Genomic DNA, 15,889 nt, shown 5'->3' on the forward strand with positions numbered 1-15,889 from the left:
GGAGTGCCCGTCAGTCGCGGGAGTTGCCGAACAACAGGCGGTAGCCGATCAGCAGGACGAGGGCGCCGACGATGGCGGACCCCCAGGTCGCCGCGTCGAAGAACTCCTTCTGGACCGGGCGGTCGAGGAACCGGGCCGACAGCCAGCCGCCCAGGAACGCGCCCGCGATGCCGATCGCGGTCGTTCCGACGCAGCCGCCCGGATCCCGTCCGGGCAGGATCAGCTTGGCGATCCCGCCGGCCAGAAGTCCCAGAACCAGCCAGCCGATGACGCTCATCTCCGGCGCCCCTTTCCGTAACCCTGTCGGTGTTTCTGTGCGTGAGGCCGTAACCCGGACAGCCTATCTTCTACAGGCGTGTAGAGGTCCCGGTCCGGTGGGAGGGGCCGCCCGTGCCCCGTTCATGACGACTGTGTTGCGGACGTGTGGCGGACCGCCGGATCGGCACCCGTGCGGCGGTGAGGCGGTCCGCGGATGTGGTTACCTGGGCTCATGACCGTGCTCGTGACCCGCCGCCACGTCGACTACGTGCGCGTCACCACCACGGGCTGTACCGCCCAGAGCTGACGACGGTCCGCAGCACCGACGTCCCTCTCGCGCACCGGCCTCGCAGCCCCCCACCGCACCGCGCCGCACTGTCCACCGGCCTCCTTCGAGGTCCGTCGCCGCGCGCGGTGCCCCTTCCCGCACCCGTCTTCCGCGCAAGGGAGCAGCACCATGAGCCAGCAGCCGATCGACTCCGTCACCGCCGGTCACACGCCCGACGCGGAGCCGTCCGCGCCCGACACCCCGGCCTGGTCCTTCGAGACCAAGCAGATCCACGCAGGCGCCGTACCGGACCCGGCCACCGGCTCCCGTGCGACGCCGATCTACCAGACCACGTCGTTCGTGTTCCGGGACACCCGGCACGCCGCCGACCTCTTCTCGCTCGCCGAGCCGGGCAACATCTACACCCGCATCCACAACCCCACCCAGGACGTCTTCGAGCAGCGCGTCGCCGCGCTGGAGGGCGGTGTCGCGGCGGTGGCCCTCGCCTCCGGGCAGGCGGCGGAGACCCTGGCGATCCTCACGCTGGCCGGTGCCGGAGACCACGTGGTCGCGAGCGCCTCGCTGTACGGCGGCACCTACAACCTCTTCCGGCACACCCTGCCGAGGTTCGGCATCGAGGTGTCCTTCGTCGACGACCCGGACGACCCCGAGGCCTGGCGGGCTGCCGTCCGGCCCGGCACCAAGGCGCTGTTCGCCGAGACGCTGGGCAACCCGCGCGGAAACGTGCTCGACGTGCGGGCCGTGGCCGACGTCGCGCACGAAGCCGGCGTCCCGCTCGTCGTGGACAACACGGTGCCCACGCCCTACCTCCTGCGGCCCCTCGAACACGGCGCCGATGTCGTCGTCCACTCGGCCACCAAGTTCCTCGGCGGACACGGCACCACCATCGGCGGCGTCGTCGTCGACGGCGGCACCTTCGACTTCGGCGCCCACCCCGGGCGTTTCCCCGACTTCACCGAGCCCGACCCCAGCTACCACGGCCTGCGGTACTGGCCCGCGCTCGGCCCCGGCGCCTTCGCCGTCAAGCTGCGGGTCCAGTTGCTGCGCGACCTCGGCCCCGCCATCTCCCCGCACTCCGCGTTCCTGCTCCTCCAGGGCGTGGAGACCCTGAGCCTGCGTATCGAGCGGCACTCCGCGAACGCCCGGGCGCTGGCCGAATGGCTCGAACAGCGCGACGAGGTCGCCGCCGTCCACTACCCCGGACTGCCGTCCAACCGGTGGTACGAAGCCGGGCAGCGGTATCTGCCCCGGGGCGCGGGCGCCGTCCTCTCCTTCGAACTGCGCGCCGGGGCCGAGGCCGGCAAGCGGTTCGTGGACGCGGTCGAACTCTTCAGCCACCTCGCGAACATCGGGGACGTCCGCAGCCTCATCATCCATCCGGCGTCCACCACCCACAGCCAGTTGGACCAGCGGCAGTTGGAGGCCGCGGGCGCCGCACCCGGCCTGGTGCGACTCTCGGTGGGCCTGGAGAACCCCGCAGACCTCAAGGCCGACCTGGAGGCCGGGTTCCGGGCCGCGAAGGGCGCGTCCTGAACACCGTACGGACGCCTTCCCGGGTCCCCCTCCCGCCGGTCTCCGGGGCCTGGCGGGAGGGGGACCCGCCGGGGCGCCGCCAGTGGTTCGTGCGCGAAACGCCGCTGCACCTGGAAGCCGGCGGCCAACTGCCCCGGCCACGGCTCGCGTTCGAGACCTGGGGGCGGCCCGCGCCGGACGGCTCCAACGCCGTACTGGTCCTGCACGCGCTCACCGGTGACAGTCATGTGGCGGGGCCCGCGGGCGCCGGCCACCCGACTCCCGGATGGTGGGACGGGCTCGTCGGCCCGGGCCGGGCACTCGATACGGACCGGTGGTTCGTCGTCGCTCCCAACGTTCTCGGCGGCTGCCAGGGCAGCACCGGGCCGTCCACGCCGCGCCCCGGCGGACGGCCCTGGGGCGGCGACTTTCCGTTCCTGACGCAGCGCGACCAGGTGGCTCTCGAAGCCGGGCTGGCGGACGCGCTGGGCATCGAGCGCTGGGCCTTGGTGGTGGGCGGTTCGATGGGCGGGATGCGGGCGCTGGAGTGGGCCGTGTCCCGCCCCGAGCGGACCGGGGCACTCCTGCTGCTCGCCACCACGGCGGCCGCGAGTGCCGAGCAGATCGCCTGGGCAGGCATACAACTGCACGCCATCCGCTCCGACCCGCACTGGTACGGCGGCCACTACCACGCCCGCGGCCGGGGACCGCACGAAGGGCTCGGCCTGGCCCGGCGGCTCGCCCATGTCACCTACCGCAGCGAGCCGGAACTCCAGGCCCGCTTCGGCCGCGCGGCACAGGACCGGGAGGACCCCTGGGCGGGCGGCAGGTACCAGGTCGGCTCCTACCTCGACCACCACGCCGCCAAGCTGGTGCGACGCTTCGACGCGGGCAGTTACGTCGTCCTGTGCGAGGCCATGAACAGTCACGACGTCGGCCGGGGCCGAGGAGGCGTGCGGGCCGCGCTGCGGCGGGTGACCGCCAGGACCCTGGTGGCCGGCGTCGACTCCGACCGGCTCTACCCGTACTCGCAGCAGGCGGAGCTGGCGGCGGGCATCCCCACGGCCGACGCCCCGCGGACCATCGAGTCGCCCTGCGGCCACGACGGCTTCCTCGTCGAGGCGGATCAGGTGGCGGCGCTCGTGGCGGAGCTCCTGCCGTGAGACGGGCACGGCCGGAACCGGGGCTCTCCCGTTCACACGACTGACAGGAAGCCGTCACACGAGAACCGGAATCGCCGTCGGACACCGGAGGTTCGCACCGGCATGACATTAGGAGTAGCACTCAACGCCGGCGACGTGCGCAACCAGGTCGACGCCACGGTGGAACTGGCCCGTGAGGCCGAGGCCGCGGGGCTGCGCTCCGCCTGGTTCGGCCAGACCTTCGGCGCGGACTCGCCGCAACTCGCCGCAATCGTCGGACGGGAGGTGCCCGGACTCCAGGTGGGAACCTCCGCGATCCCCGTCTTCGGGCGGCACCCCCTGCTCGTCTCCAGCCAGGCCCAGACCGCGCAGGCGGCCACCCACGGCCGTTACCACCTCGGACTGGCACTGGGCACCAAGCTGCTCACCGAGGGCGGCTTCGGCCTGCCCTTCGAGCGGCCCATCGCCCGGCTGCGCGAATTCCTCACCGCACTGCGGCAGTTGACGCAGCACGGGACCGCCGACTTCCGGGGAGAACTGCTGACGGCCGTCACCCCGCTGCCGGCCCGCGTGCCCGGTGCGGAAGCGGGTGTCCCCCTCCTGGTCGCGGCGATGGGACGGCAGTCCCTGCGCGTCAGCGGCGAACTGGCGGACGGCATCCTGCCCTATCTGGCGGGCCCTCGCGCCCTGGAGACGCACATCGTGCCGGCCCTCACCGCGGCGGCGGAGGCCGCCGGCCGGCCCGCGCCGAGGATCGTCGCCCTGGTGCACGGCGTCGTCACGGACGACGTCGCAGCGGTCCGGGAGAAGGCAACCGAGCAACTGGCGTTCTACGAACAGATCCCGTCCTACGCACGCGTCATCGAGCAGTCCGGGGGACGCCGGGCGTCCGACGTGGCGGTGATCGGCGACGAGAAGGCGGTCGCTGCGGAAGTACGCCGCTACCGTGACGCGGGGGCGACGGAGGTGGTCTTCGCCGGCACGGAGATCGCGGGAGACTCCGACCGGCGCCGCACCTGGGCACTCCTCGGCGACCTGGCCGGGTGAGACGGCACCTCGGCGAAGAGCCCCGGTCCGCCCGTACGAGGCCCGGGGCTCCACGCCGACCCGCCGCAGGGTCAGACCACGTTGACGCCCTGCCGTACGACCGCGTCGAACAGATAGCCCTGGGTGTTGTGGACGGTGACGTCCGGCTGGGTCCGCCCCGCGGTGTCCGTCGCCCGGGCCAGCAGCGTGTGGGTACCCGCCGACGACGGGCGCCAGGGGACCGACCAGCGGACCCAGCCGTCGCGCCGGGGCGCGTCGTGGAGCCGGGCGGCCCTCCACACGGAGCCTCCGTCGGTGCTCACGTCCACCCGTACGACGCCGCCCGCGCCGGACCAGGACCGCCCGGTGAGCCGGTGGGTCACACCCGCCGTCAGGTTCGTCCGCCCGTCCAGTTCCCAGGCGCTCTTGAGCGTCTGCCGGGTCAGCGGGGCGCTCCCGCCCTCGGGGTGGGCGTCGCCGAACAGGCGGTAGAAGTCGGTGTTCCACGGCGAGTACAGCGGCCGCGCGGACACCTGGATGTCGCCCACCCACTTGACGGAGGCGATGCCGATCCACGAGGGCACGAGGACCCGCACCGGATGCCCGTGGTCGGGAGGCAGCGGTGCGCCGTTCATCTCGTAGGCGAGCAGCACGTCGTCCAGCGCCTTGGACACCGGCAGCGGGCGGCGCACCCGGCCGAGGTTCGTGCCGTCGGCGGTGACGTAGTCGTCGTCGAGGCCCCGGGGCAGGACGTCCACGGCCCGTCGGCCGAGTCCCGCCCGCTCCAGGACGTCCGCCAGCCGTGCCCCGCGCCAGCGGGCGACGCCGATCGCGCCGAGGGTCCAGGCGGTGCCGCCGACCTCCTGGCCCTGCTGGCTGGTGAAGTAGCTGCGCCCGTTGCCCGCGCACTCCACGAACGCGCTGTGCGTGACGGACGGCAGCCTCTGCAGGTCGGCCAGGGAGAAGTCGACGGAGCGGTGCCCGTGGAGGCCGTCGCCCCAGACGGTGAGCTTCCAGTCGGCCGCGTCGAGGAGCGGCGTCGAGGTGTGGTTGCGGACGAAGAAGCGGTCGTTGGGGGTGTGGTACCCGGTGCCCGCCAGGGCGGCGAACCGTGTCTCGGCGTTCGTGCCCCGCACGGTGAACAGGTCGTCGGGCAGGGGCTTGACGATGCCGGGCGCGGTGGCGCCCGCGGCCGCGGCCGGAGCGCCCAGCGCGGCGGGAGCGACGCCTGCCAGTCCGGCCGCCGCGAGCAGCCGGAGCATGTCGCGCCGGGAGACACCGCCGGCCCGGGCCTCGCCGGAGAGCCACTGCCGCAGTCTGCGTCGGTCGTAGGCGGATTCGGGGGTGCGCATGAGGGTCTGCCTCTCACAGGCGGGCGCGGGGACGTGCCCCGCGCGGACGGGGAAGGGGGAGGGCCGCCCCGGAGGGACGGGGGGAACGGAGCAACGGCGGCGACGTGCCGGCCGGGGGCGGGTGGACAGGCTCCCGGCCGGGCACGGGCCGGCGTCTACGCGGTGCGGATCAACAACAGCCGTACGGGACGAGCACGCGGGACCGCGGGGCGGCGATGCGGCGTCGGCTGCGGATCATGCGGCCATCGTACGGAGACGACGCGTGATCGGGAAGGAGCGGCCAAGTCCCGTGCGTCACAAGCCGGATGACACCCGTCCAGGGCCGCGCACCGACCGCCGCTTTGACATCCTTCGCAAGTTCGTTCATATTCCTCTCATGTCGTCTGTCCACGCCACCGCACGCGCCGCCATCGAGCTGGCGCTGATCGGCGTGACCCCGCTCTGCGTGTCCGACATTCTCTGTCGCTGACGTCCGCCTTCGGCGCGTACGTCGCGTTCCTCGCACCCTCACGACCCTCCTCCGGGCACCTGCGCCGTGCCCCGGGGCAGTCGATGTCCGGTGGCCGCCGTGCCCGCGCCGGGGCGATCCCCCTCGTCAGCCGCTTCCCCGTGCCACCACCGTCTCGACACCCGAGACGGCACATTCGAGAGGTCGTCCTCCCATGCGTCACCCCTCCCGCAGAACGCGCCGCGTCACCGCCGCGTTGACCGTCGGTCTGATCGTGACGGCCGGTGCGGCCGCCTGCGGACCCGAGGACAACGATGCCAAGGCCGGCGGCGCCGACGCCGAGCCCCACAGGGGCGGCACCCTGACGGTGCTGAACTCCGACCCGCAGCAGGACTTCGACCCGGCCCGCCTCTACACCTCGGGCGGCGGCAACGTCCCGTCCCTCGTCTTCCGCACGCTGACCACCCGCAACCGCGAGGACGGGGCCAAGGGCGCCCAGGTCGTCCCCGACCTCGCCACCGACACCGGCCGCCCGAACGAGGACGCCACCGTGTGGACGTACACCCTCAAGGAGGGGCTCAAGTACGAGGACGGCACGAAGATCACCTCTGCCGACGTCAAGTACGGCATCGAGCGGTCCTTCGCCGCCGAACTGTCGGGCGGCGCACCCTACCTGCGGGACTGGCTGGTCGGCGGGGCCGACTACCAGGGCCCCTACAAGGACAAGGGCAAGGGGCTCGACTCAATCGAGACGCCGGACGAACGCACCATCGTCTTCCACCTGAACAAGCCCGAGGGCGAGTTCCCCTACCTGGCCACACAGACCCAGTTCACGCCGGTGCCCAAGTCCGCCGACAGGGGCACGAAGTACGAGGAGCACCCGCTCTCTTCCGGGCCGTACAAGGTCGTCGAGAACCAGAACGACGGTGAGCGGCTGATCCTGGAGCGCAACGAGCACTGGTCGGCGAAGACCGACGCGGAGCGCAAGGCGTACCCGGACCGCATCGACGTCCGCTCCGGTCTCGACTCCTCGGTCATCAACCAGCGGCTGTCCGCCTCCCAGGGCGCCGACTCGGCCGCCGTCACCACCGACACCAACCTGGGCCCGGCCGAACTCGCCAAGGTCAGCGGCGACAAGGAACTGGCCGGCCGCGTGGGCACCGGCCACTTCGGCTACACCAACTACATCGCCTTCAACCCCAGGGTGAAGCCCTTCGACAACCCCAAGGTGCGGCAGGCGATCGCGTACGCGGTGGACCGCACCTCCGTGGTCAACGCGGCCGGCGGATCCTCCCTGGCGGAACCCGCGACCACCTACCTGCCGGACCAGAAGTCCTTCGGCCACACGCCCTACGACCACTTCCCGGCCGGCGAGTCCGGCAACCCGGCCAAGGCCCGGGAACTGCTGAAGCAGGCGGGTCACGCGAACGGCCTGACCGTCACGCTGACCCACTCCAACGCCAGGGACTTCGAGACCGGCCCGGAGATCGCCACCGCCCTCCAGGACGCCCTGAAGAAGGCCGGCATCACGGTGAAGCTGGAGGGCCTGGAGGACAACGACTACAAGGACACCATTCACGACGTGAAGACGGAGCCCGGGTTCTTCCTCGCCCACTGGGGCGCCGACTGGCCCTCCGGCGGCCCGTTCCTGGCCCCGATCTTCGACGGCCGGCAGATCGTGAAGGACGGCGCCAACTTCAACACCGGCTTCCTCGACGACGCGTCGGTCAACGACGAGATCGACGCCATCAACAAGCTCACCGACCTCGACGAGGCGGCCGGGCGCTGGGGCGCCCTCGACAAGAGGATCGGCGAACAGGCGCTGACCGTCCCGCTGTTCCACCCCGTCTACAAGCGTCTGTACGGCAAGGACGTCAAGAACGTCGTGATCAGCGACTGGACCGGCGTCCTGGACGTGTCCCAGGTCGCGGTGAAGTAAGTCCGGGTGAACCACGTCCATGAGTGAGGCCCGTGTGGCCGCCGAGGGCGCGAGGGCGGGTGCCGTCACGGTGCTCGCCCCCGCCTCGGGGGCCCGACAGTTCTGGCGGCGGCTGCGCGTGCAGCGGGCCGCCCTCGTCGCGGCGTTCGCCGTCGCCCTGCTCGTCCTGGTCGCGCTCGGCGCGCCCCTGCTCACCGCCGTCGAGGGGCAGAACCCGACCACGTACCACCCCGGTCTCGTCGACTCGGCACGCGGCGGGGTCCCCGTCGGCGCGTTCGGCGGCATGAGCGCCGACCACTGGCTGGGCGTCGAACCCCAGACGGGACGCGACCTGTTCGCCCGCCTCGTGTACGGCGCCCGCGTCTCGCTCGGGGTGGCGCTGGCGGCAACGGTGGTGGAGGTCGTCGTCGGACTCGTCATGGGTATCGCGGCCGGGCTCGGCAACCGGTGGGTGGACCAGGCGTTGAGCCGGTTCACCGACGTGGTGGTGGCACTGCCGCTGATGGTGATGTCCCTCGCGCTGCTCGCGATCGTGCCGAGCGGCTTCCCGCGTCCGGTGCTCGTGGCGAGCGTCATCGGGCTGATCGGCTGGGGGACGGTCGCCAAGATCGTGCGCGCCCGGACGCTGACGCTCAAGCAGCTCGACCACGTGGCGGCGGCCCGGCTCAGCGGCTGGGGCTCCTGGCGGATCGCCCGCCGCGAGCTGCTGCCCGCCCTGGCCGCGCCGGTCATCACGTACGCCGCCCTGCTCTTCCCGGTCAACATCAGTGCCGAGGCCGCGCTGAGCTTCCTCGGCGCGGGGGTGAAGCCGCCCACGCCGTCCTGGGGGCAGATGCTCACCTCGGCGAACGTCTGGTACCAGGCGGCGCCGCAGTACCTGCTGCTGCCCGCCGGGCTGCTGTTCGTCACCGTGCTCGCGCTGACCGTCCTCGGCGACGGGGTGCGCAGGGCCCTCGACCCGCGGGAGGCCTCCCGGCTGTCCGTGGGCACCGGCCGGAAGAAGGAGGCACGGGCATGAAGGCCCTGCACGGCTTCGCCGGCTTCGCCCTGCGCCGCACGCTCGGCGCGGTGATCACGCTGCTCGCCATCTCCGTGATCGTGTACGTCGTCTTCTACGCCGCTCCCGGCGATGTCGCCCAGATCACCTGCGGGCCCCGCTGCTCACCCGCGCAGGTTCACCAGGTGGCGGAGCAACTGCGCCTGGACGAACCGCTGTACGTCCGCTACCTCCACTTCCTGCAAGGCGTCGTCGCCGGTCACGACTACTCCACCGGCACCTCCCTGGAGCACTGCTCCGCACCCTGCCTCGGGCTGTCGTACCAGAGCGACCAGCAGGTCACGCAGCTCATCCTGGCCAAGCTGCCGGTCACCGGTTCCCTCGCGCTCGGCGCCATGGTGCTGTGGCTGCTGCTCGGCATCGGCACCGGAGTGCTCGCCGCGTGGCGGCGCGGCCGCCTCGACGAGCGCATCCTGACGGGCATCACCCTGGCCGGCTGGGCCACGCCGGTGTTCGTCGTCGGACTGCTGCTGATGGTCCTGGTCTGCGGCCAGTTGCGGCTGCTGCCGTTCCCGCAGTACGTGCCGTTCACCGAGGACCCGGAGCAGTGGGCGTGGAACCTGCTGCTGCCCTGGCTGTCGCTGGCCCTGATCGAAGCCGCCAAGTACGCGCGGCTGACCAGGTCGGCCATGCTGGAGACGCTGGCCGAGGACCACGTGCGCACCTTCCGCGCCTACGGCGTCGGGGAGCGCGCCGTCGTCGGACGGCATGCCCTGCGCGGTGCCGTCGGGCCGCTGATCGCGCTGAACGCCAACGACCTCGGCACGCTCTTCGGCGGGGCGGTGCTCACCGAGTCGCTGTTCGGGCTGCCCGGGATCGGCCGGGAGCTGGTGCACGCCGTGAACGTCGTCGACCTGCCGGTCGTCGTCGGCATGGTCGTGCTGACCGGCTTCTTCGTCGTACTTGCCAACGCCGTCGCGGACGTGCTGTACGCGGTGGCCGACCGAAGGACGGTGCTGTCGTGAGTACGCCCGGGAGTCTCGTCGAGGTCACCGGCCTGTCGGTCGCGTTCGGCCCCGTGCGCGCGGTCGACGCGCTGTCCTTCCGGCTGGAGAGGGGAGCCGCGCTCGGACTGGTCGGCGAGTCCGGTTCAGGCAAGTCCACCGTGGCGTCGGCCCTGCTGGGGCTGCACCGCGGCACGGGGGCCGTGGTGGACGGCACGGTACGCGTGGCGGGCGTGGACGTGGGCGCGGCCGGCGAGGCGGAGCTGCGGCGGCTGCGCGGGAGAACGGCGGCGATGGTCTTCCAGGACCCGCTGTCCTCCCTCGACCCCTACTACGCCGTCGGCGACCAGATAGCCGAGGTGTACCGCGTCCACCACAAGGCGTCGCGGCGGGCGGCCCGCACACGCGCCGTCCAGGTCCTGGACCGGGTGGGCATCCCCGACGCGCAGCGGCGAGCCCGCTCGCGGCCCCACGAGTTCAGCGGCGGCATGCGCCAGCGCGCCCTGATCGCGATGGCCCTGGCCTGCGAACCGGAGCTGCTCGTCGCGGACGAGCCCACCACCGCGCTCGACGTGACCGTGCAGGCCCAGATCCTCGACCTGCTGCACGGGCTGCGCGAGGAGACGGGCATGGGGCTGCTGCTCGTCACGCACGACGTGGGCGTCGCCGCGGAGAGCGTCGACGAGATCCTGGTCATGCGGAACGGAGCCGCCGTCGAGCACGGCCCCGTCGCCGGCGTCCTGGGGTCCCCGGCGCAGGCGTACACGCGCCGGCTGCTCAAGTCCGTGCCCCGAATCGACGTGCCGCGCCCGAAGCCCCCGGCCCACGAGGGCAAGGGGCCGGGGTCCCAGGAGGTGGTGCTGGAGGCCGTCGGACTGCGCCGGGTCTTCGGGCGGGGCACGAGGGCGTTCGCCGCGGTGGACGACGTGTCGCTGGAGGTGCGGCGCGGGCAGACCCTGGGCGTCGTCGGCGAGAGCGGCAGCGGCAAGACCACCCTCGGCCGCATGCTGGTGGGGCTCCTCACGCCCTCGGCCGGGCAGGTCCGCCGCGAGGGCGTCGCCGTGAGCGGCGTGCGTCCGGACGTCCAGATGGTGTTCCAGGACCCGGTCTCCTCCCTCAACCCCCGGCGCAGTGTGGGCGAGTCGGTGGCCGACCCGCTGCGCGCCCGGGGCGGCCGGGACCCGGCGGTGCGCACCCGGGTCGCGGAGCTGCTGGAGCGGGTCGGTCTCGAACCCGCCCACTACGACCGCTACCCGCACGAGTTCAGCGGAGGCCAGCGGCAACGCGTCGGCATCGCGCGGGCGCTGGCGGCCGACCCCCGTGTCCTGGTCTGCGACGAGCCGGTCTCCGCGCTCGACGTGACCACGCAGGCCCAGGTCGTCGAGCTGCTGGACGAGCTGCGGCGCGAACTGGGTCTCGCCCTCGTCTTCATCGCCCACGACCTGGCCGTCGTGCGCCAGGTCAGCGACCGGCTGGCGGTGATGCGCCGGGGCCGAGTGGTGGAGTACGGACCCGCTGACGAGGTCTACGAGTCCCCGCGGGAGGCGTACACCCGGCAACTGCTCGCCGCCGTGCCCGCCCTCGACCCGGACCTCGCCGCCCTGCGCCGCGCACAACGCCGGGAGCTGTCGGCGGCCCGGGGGTAGTGGCCGGCCGGTCCGGGCGGCCCACCCGGGCCGGCCGCGTGGCGCCCTCGCGCAGGTGCGGCCACCGGAAGAAGGACGGGAAACGGGCCGTGTCCAACTCCGGTTCGAAGTGGACACCGGGGCGTTCGCTGACCGGGCGCGGCCGGACCGGTCCGGCCGCGTCGGGTTCAGTTCGTGCTCGTGGACCCGCTCGGTGAGGCCGGGCAGCGGGGCCGGCACGCCGGACCGTGGACGCGGGCCCAGAGCCGCTCACCATGGACTCTCCGCAACGACGCCCTCGCCTCGCCGCGCGTCCCCGGGGTGGTGCCGGCACCACCCCCGGTCCGGTGTCTGGGCCACCTGTTCCACGGGCGCCGGCGGAGGAGGGTTGGTCCCGTCACCACGCAGCCGGCCGGCGCGGCCGGACACGACGGAGGAGCGAGGGATCACGATGCGGAGTCACACGCGACGGAAAGTCCTCAAGGGCGCCGCGGTCGCGGCAGCGGGCGGTGCGGTCGGCGGTGTCGCGCCCGGCCCCCTCACCACCGCGGCGCGGGCGCTTCCGGGTTCCCCGAAGAGCACCACGACCGGGTCGATCCCGTTCCTGGAAGGGGCCTTCGCACCGGCCACCGAGGAGCTGACCGCCTTCGACCTCGACGTCGTCGGCCGCATCCCCCGCGACCTGTACGGCCGCTACCTGCGCAACGGCCCGAACGCGCTGGGCATCGAAGACGTACGCGCCCACCACTGGATGCTCGGCGACGGGATGGTGCACGGGGTGCGGCTGCGGGGCGGCCGCGCCGAGTGGTACCGCAACCGCTGGGTGCGCTCCACGCAGGTGACGGGGAAGCTCGGCGAGACCCATCCCGGTCCGGTACCGCCGGACGACTTCGCGTGCAACACGCACGTGATCCCGTACAAGGGCCGTATCCTCGCGACGCAGGAAGGCGGACCGCTGCCGTACGAACTGGACGGCGAACTCAACACCGTCCGCCCCTACGACTTCCGCTCCACGCTCCGGGGACCGCTCGCCGCGCACACCAAGTACGACGCGGTCGCGGACGAGTTGCACGCGATCGCCTACTACCCCACCTGGGACCACGTGCGGCACATCGTGGTCGACCGCACCGGCAGGGCGCGCCCGGCCACGCGGATCCCGGTCGCGGACGCGCCGATGATGCACGACTTCGCGCTCACCGAGAAGTACGTGGTGATCGTGGACGTCCCGATCACCTTCGACGCCGCCGCGGCGGAGGCCGGAGCACTCGTGCCGTACGAGTGGAACGACCGGCACCCCATGCGGCTCGGACTGCTGCCGCGCGCCGGAGGCGCCACGCGCTGGTTCGAGATCGACCCCGTGTACTACTCGCACACCCTCAACGCCTACGACCAGGGCGACACCGTCGTGATGGAGTACATCGGATTCCCCGCGCCCTTCTACGCCGCCGGGCGCGGCATGGGCGGGCCCAGCGCGACCGGGTCGCCGACGCTCGACCGGTGGACGATCGACCTGTGCGCGGGCCGGGTTCGCAGCACCCGGCTCGACGACCGTCCGCAGGAGTTCCCCCGCATCAACGAAAGCCTCGTCTCGCGGCGGCACCGGTACGCCTACACCGCGTGCGCGGCCGAGATGTGGCGGGCCTACGAGGCCGCCGACGGGGTGTACCCCGACGAGAAGTTCGCCAACTACCTGGTGAAACACGACATGCTGCGCGGCAGCAGGCAGCTCCACCGCTTCCCCCGGGGCGCGGCGGTGGGCGAGCCGGTGTTCGTCCCGCGGCGCGGCGCGCGGGACGAGGACGACGGCTACGTCCTGTCGTACGTGAACGACCCCGACCGCGGCGGGACCGACCTGGTGATCCTCTCGGCCCAGGACTTCGGCGGCCATCCGCTGGCCCGCGTCCGGATCCCCGGCCGGGTGCCGCTCGGATTCCACGGTAGCTGGATCCCGGACGCCTGAGCGGGCCCCGCCCTCCCCACCGCCTCCCGCCGGGCGCGGTGTTCCGGTCCGCAGTGGTGCCCGGGAGGCGGGTAGGCTGCGACGGTGCGTACGGTCGAGCTCCTGTTGGACGAGGCTGCGGACCTGGCGGTGCGGGAGGCCTGGCGGCGGCTCGCGGACGCGGGACTGCCCAGTCAGGCACGCCACCGCTCGCCGACCAACAGCCCGCACCTCACCCTGGCCGCCTGTCCCGAGCTGACCGCGCCCATCCGGTGGGAGCTGGCCGAGGTGGCCGCCGAGCTGCCCGTCCCGGTGCGGTTCACGGGCCTGGTCCGCTTCGAGCGGCCCACCTCCGTGCTGGCCTGGTCGCTGGAGCGCGAGGCCGGCCTGGTGGCCCTGCACCGCCGGGTGTGGGAGGCGGTGACCTCGGACAGCCCGTCCCAGGGCCTCAGTCCGTTTCACGAGCCGGGGCGGTGGAGCCCCCACATCACCCTCGGCCGCACCCGGCGGGCAGGGGCCTTCACCGGCCGGCGCGTCCCCGAACTCCTGCCGCCGCCACCGCTGTCGGCGCAGCTCGTCACCCTGCGCAGCTACGACACCGGGACCGGCACCCTCGAGGTCCTGCGACCCCCCTCCTGAGCGCCGGGCGGTGGGCGCGCACCCGTACGTCCGAGGGAGGCGTCAGCCGATGAGCGCGGTCGCCTCGACCTCGACGAGTACGTCCGGCTCGAAGAGGTACTCCACGCCGATGAGCGAGGCCGGAGGCATCGGAAGGCGCAGCCCGATCTCCTCGGCGACGGACTCCACCCCGGCCATGAAGTCGTCGATCTTCTCAGGGCTCCACCGCGTCACGTAGAACGTCAGGCGCAGCACGTCGGCGAACGACGCGCCCGCGCCCGCCAGTCCGACGGAGGTGTTGCGCAGTGCCTGGGCGACCTGGCCCGCCAGGTCACCGGGTGCGACCGGAGTCCCGTCGGCCCTGCGCGCGATCTGACCGCTGACGTGAACGTGCTTGGTCCCCGTCCCCACGGCGACGTGGTGGTAGGGGACCGGCCGCAGCATGCCGTCCGGAGTGAAGTGCTGAACAGTCATGTCGTCTTCCCTCTTCCGCAGTAGGTATCCGTAAGCTACTTAGTGCAGGAAGGACACTTCAACGAGACCAGGTTTCACCATGGATACCGACGGCGGACTGCACATCGACGCCCCGCACCGAGAACTGCTCGACCAGATCCTCGACAAGTGGTCGCTCAGCGTCCTCAACGAACTGTGCGAACGCCCCTGCCGCTTCAACGAACTGCGCCGGGCCGTCCCCCAGGTCACCCAGAAGTCGCTGACCGCGACGCTTCGGCGACTCGAACGCAACGGTGTGGTCGAGCGTGAGATCGTCTCCACCCGCCCCGTGGCGGTCAGGTACCGGATCACCCCCCTGGGCAAGACCCTGCGCCACCCCGTCGACGTACTGCTGGCCTGGGCCGCACAGCACATGCCCGCCGTCACGGCCGCCCGCGAGGTCTTCGACGTCCGAATGGATGAGGGGGAACTCTGACGCGGGGCCACCGGCCGGCCGGCGGGCCGCGTGCGGCCGGGAGTCCGGCGCGGTCCGGCCGCTTCACGCAGGCCGCCAGAGGCGGGACAGGGCCGTGGGGGTGAGGACCTCCTCGGGCGGACCCTGTCCCACCAGGCGTCCGTCGCGCAGGAGCAGGCAGGCGTCGGCCGAGCGGGCGGCCTCCAGGTCGTGGGTGGCCTGGACGACGGTCGTGCCCTCGGCGACCAGGTCCGTCAGCAGTACCGTGATCCTCTCCCTGGCCTCGGGGTCGAGCCCGGTGGTCGGTTCGTCCAGGAGCAGCAGGTCGGACCGCTGGGCGAGACTCTGGGCGATCAGTACGCGTTGACGCTGCCCACCGGACAACTCGCCGAGCTGGCGGGCGGCGAGATCCGCGACACCCAGGCGCTCCATGGCGGAGTCGACCACGGTCCGGTCCCGGCGGGTCAGCGGCCGCCACAGCCCCCGCTCGTTCCAGCGCCCCATCTCCACGGTCTGCCGTGCGGTGAGGGGGAGCGCGTCGCCGACGGCGCCGCGCTGCGGCACGAAGGCCGGTGGGCGGCCCTCCGCGTAGCGGAGCTGACCGGCCGTGGCGTGGATCACGCCGGCGAGGACGCCGAGCAGTGTGGACTTGCCGCTGCCGTTCGGTCCGACGAGCGCCGTCATGGCCAAGGCCGGTACGGAGCCGCTGAGTTGACGGAGTACCGGACGGCCGCGGTAGCCCGCCTCCAGGTTGCTGAACCGGACGCGTTCACGCGTCGGTTCACCGCCGGGCGGCACTACCGAGTGTTTATTGAACATGATTGTCATTGTAG

General features: G+C 72.7%; 15 protein-coding genes. 11 read left to right on the top strand and 4 right to left on the bottom strand.

Features of this window, described 5'->3' with window-relative positions:
* Positions 1 to 10: 10 nt before the first annotated feature.
* Complete coding sequence (locus tag IG88_RS0109015; protein ID WP_031037185.1) at positions 11 to 277, bottom strand: GlsB/YeaQ/YmgE family stress response membrane protein; 267 nt, start codon at positions 275 to 277, stop codon at positions 11 to 13.
* 438 nt (positions 278 to 715) lie between these two features.
* On the opposite strand from IG88_RS0109015, the gene IG88_RS0109025 reads away from it, so the two are divergent.
* From IG88_RS0109025 to IG88_RS0109035, 3 genes are all read left to right on the top strand, one after another.
* A complete protein-coding gene (locus IG88_RS0109025; RefSeq protein WP_078861446.1) occupies positions 716 to 2,080 on the top strand; it encodes a bifunctional o-acetylhomoserine/o-acetylserine sulfhydrylase in 1,365 nt (454 codons plus the stop codon).
* Complete coding sequence (gene metX, locus IG88_RS0109030) at positions 2,077 to 3,222, top strand: homoserine O-acetyltransferase MetX (RefSeq protein WP_078861453.1); 1,146 nt, start codon at positions 2,077 to 2,079, stop codon at positions 3,220 to 3,222. Before IG88_RS0109025 ends, metX begins: the two co-directional genes overlap by 4 nt.
* Before the next feature lie 102 nt (positions 3,223 to 3,324).
* Positions 3,325 to 4,248, top strand: a complete 924-nt coding sequence (locus IG88_RS0109035; RefSeq protein ID WP_031037189.1) for an LLM class F420-dependent oxidoreductase — start codon at positions 3,325 to 3,327, stop codon at positions 4,246 to 4,248.
* A gap of 71 nt (positions 4,249 to 4,319) precedes the next feature.
* Here the strand turns inward: IG88_RS0109035 and IG88_RS0109040 are convergent, their stop codons facing one another.
* Positions 4,320 to 5,579 carry a sulfite oxidase gene (locus IG88_RS0109040; protein WP_031037191.1) on the bottom strand — a complete coding sequence of 420 codons (1,260 nt, stop codon included), beginning with the start codon at positions 5,577 to 5,579 and terminating at the stop codon, positions 4,320 to 4,322.
* A gap of 376 nt (positions 5,580 to 5,955) precedes the next feature.
* Between IG88_RS0109040 and IG88_RS45095 the strand changes: the two genes are divergently transcribed.
* From IG88_RS45095 to IG88_RS0109075, 7 genes are all read left to right on the top strand, one after another.
* Positions 5,956 to 6,048, top strand: coding sequence for an Ms4533A family Cys-rich leader peptide (locus IG88_RS45095; protein ID WP_324609000.1), 93 nt, complete (start codon positions 5,956 to 5,958; stop codon positions 6,046 to 6,048).
* 193 nt (positions 6,049 to 6,241) lie between these two features.
* Complete coding sequence (locus IG88_RS0109050) at positions 6,242 to 7,966, top strand: ABC transporter substrate-binding protein (protein ID WP_031037195.1); 1,725 nt, start codon at positions 6,242 to 6,244, stop codon at positions 7,964 to 7,966.
* A 19-nt stretch (positions 7,967 to 7,985) separates the two neighbouring features.
* Positions 7,986 to 8,984 carry an ABC transporter permease gene (locus tag IG88_RS0109055; protein WP_031037197.1) on the top strand — a complete coding sequence of 333 codons (999 nt, stop codon included), beginning with the start codon at positions 7,986 to 7,988 and terminating at the stop codon, positions 8,982 to 8,984.
* Positions 8,985 to 8,989: 5 nt separating this feature from the next.
* Positions 8,990 to 9,988: an ABC transporter permease gene (locus IG88_RS0109060; protein WP_031037198.1), complete on the top strand. Its 999-nt coding sequence runs from the start codon at positions 8,990 to 8,992 to the stop codon at positions 9,986 to 9,988.
* The gene (locus IG88_RS0109065; RefSeq protein WP_031037200.1) at positions 9,985 to 11,613 is read left to right on the top strand and encodes a dipeptide ABC transporter ATP-binding protein; all 1,629 of its coding nucleotides are present in this window, start codon (positions 9,985 to 9,987) and stop codon (positions 11,611 to 11,613) included. The genes IG88_RS0109060 and IG88_RS0109065 overlap by 4 nt, the downstream gene beginning before the upstream one ends.
* 430 nt (positions 11,614 to 12,043) lie before the next feature.
* Entirely contained in the window at positions 12,044 to 13,552 is a 1,509-nt protein-coding gene (locus IG88_RS0109070; protein ID WP_031037203.1) for a carotenoid oxygenase family protein, read from the top strand.
* An 84-nt stretch (positions 13,553 to 13,636) separates the two neighbouring features.
* Complete coding sequence (locus tag IG88_RS0109075) at positions 13,637 to 14,170, top strand: 2'-5' RNA ligase family protein (RefSeq protein WP_031037205.1); 534 nt, start codon at positions 13,637 to 13,639, stop codon at positions 14,168 to 14,170.
* 42 nt (positions 14,171 to 14,212) lie between these two features.
* Here IG88_RS0109075 and IG88_RS0109080 read toward each other — a convergent pair whose 3' ends face one another.
* A complete protein-coding gene (locus IG88_RS0109080; RefSeq protein ID WP_031037207.1) occupies positions 14,213 to 14,623 on the bottom strand; it encodes a RidA family protein in 411 nt (136 codons plus the stop codon).
* 79 nt (positions 14,624 to 14,702) lie between these two features.
* Here IG88_RS0109080 and IG88_RS0109085 point away from each other — a divergent pair, with 79 nt between their 5' ends.
* Positions 14,703 to 15,077: a winged helix-turn-helix transcriptional regulator gene (locus IG88_RS0109085; RefSeq protein WP_031037208.1), complete on the top strand. Its 375-nt coding sequence runs from the start codon at positions 14,703 to 14,705 to the stop codon at positions 15,075 to 15,077.
* A 63-nt stretch (positions 15,078 to 15,140) separates the two neighbouring features.
* Here IG88_RS0109085 and aztA read toward each other — a convergent pair whose 3' ends face one another.
* A complete protein-coding gene (gene aztA / locus IG88_RS0109090; RefSeq protein ID WP_037835627.1) occupies positions 15,141 to 15,884 on the bottom strand; it encodes a zinc ABC transporter ATP-binding protein AztA in 744 nt (247 codons plus the stop codon).
* Positions 15,885 to 15,889: the final 5 nt, after the last annotated feature.

This window comes from Streptomyces sp. NRRL F-5650 (genome assembly GCF_000721365.1).
In the GTDB taxonomy this organism is placed as follows: domain Bacteria; phylum Actinomycetota; class Actinomycetes; order Streptomycetales; family Streptomycetaceae; genus Streptomyces; species Streptomyces ardesiacus.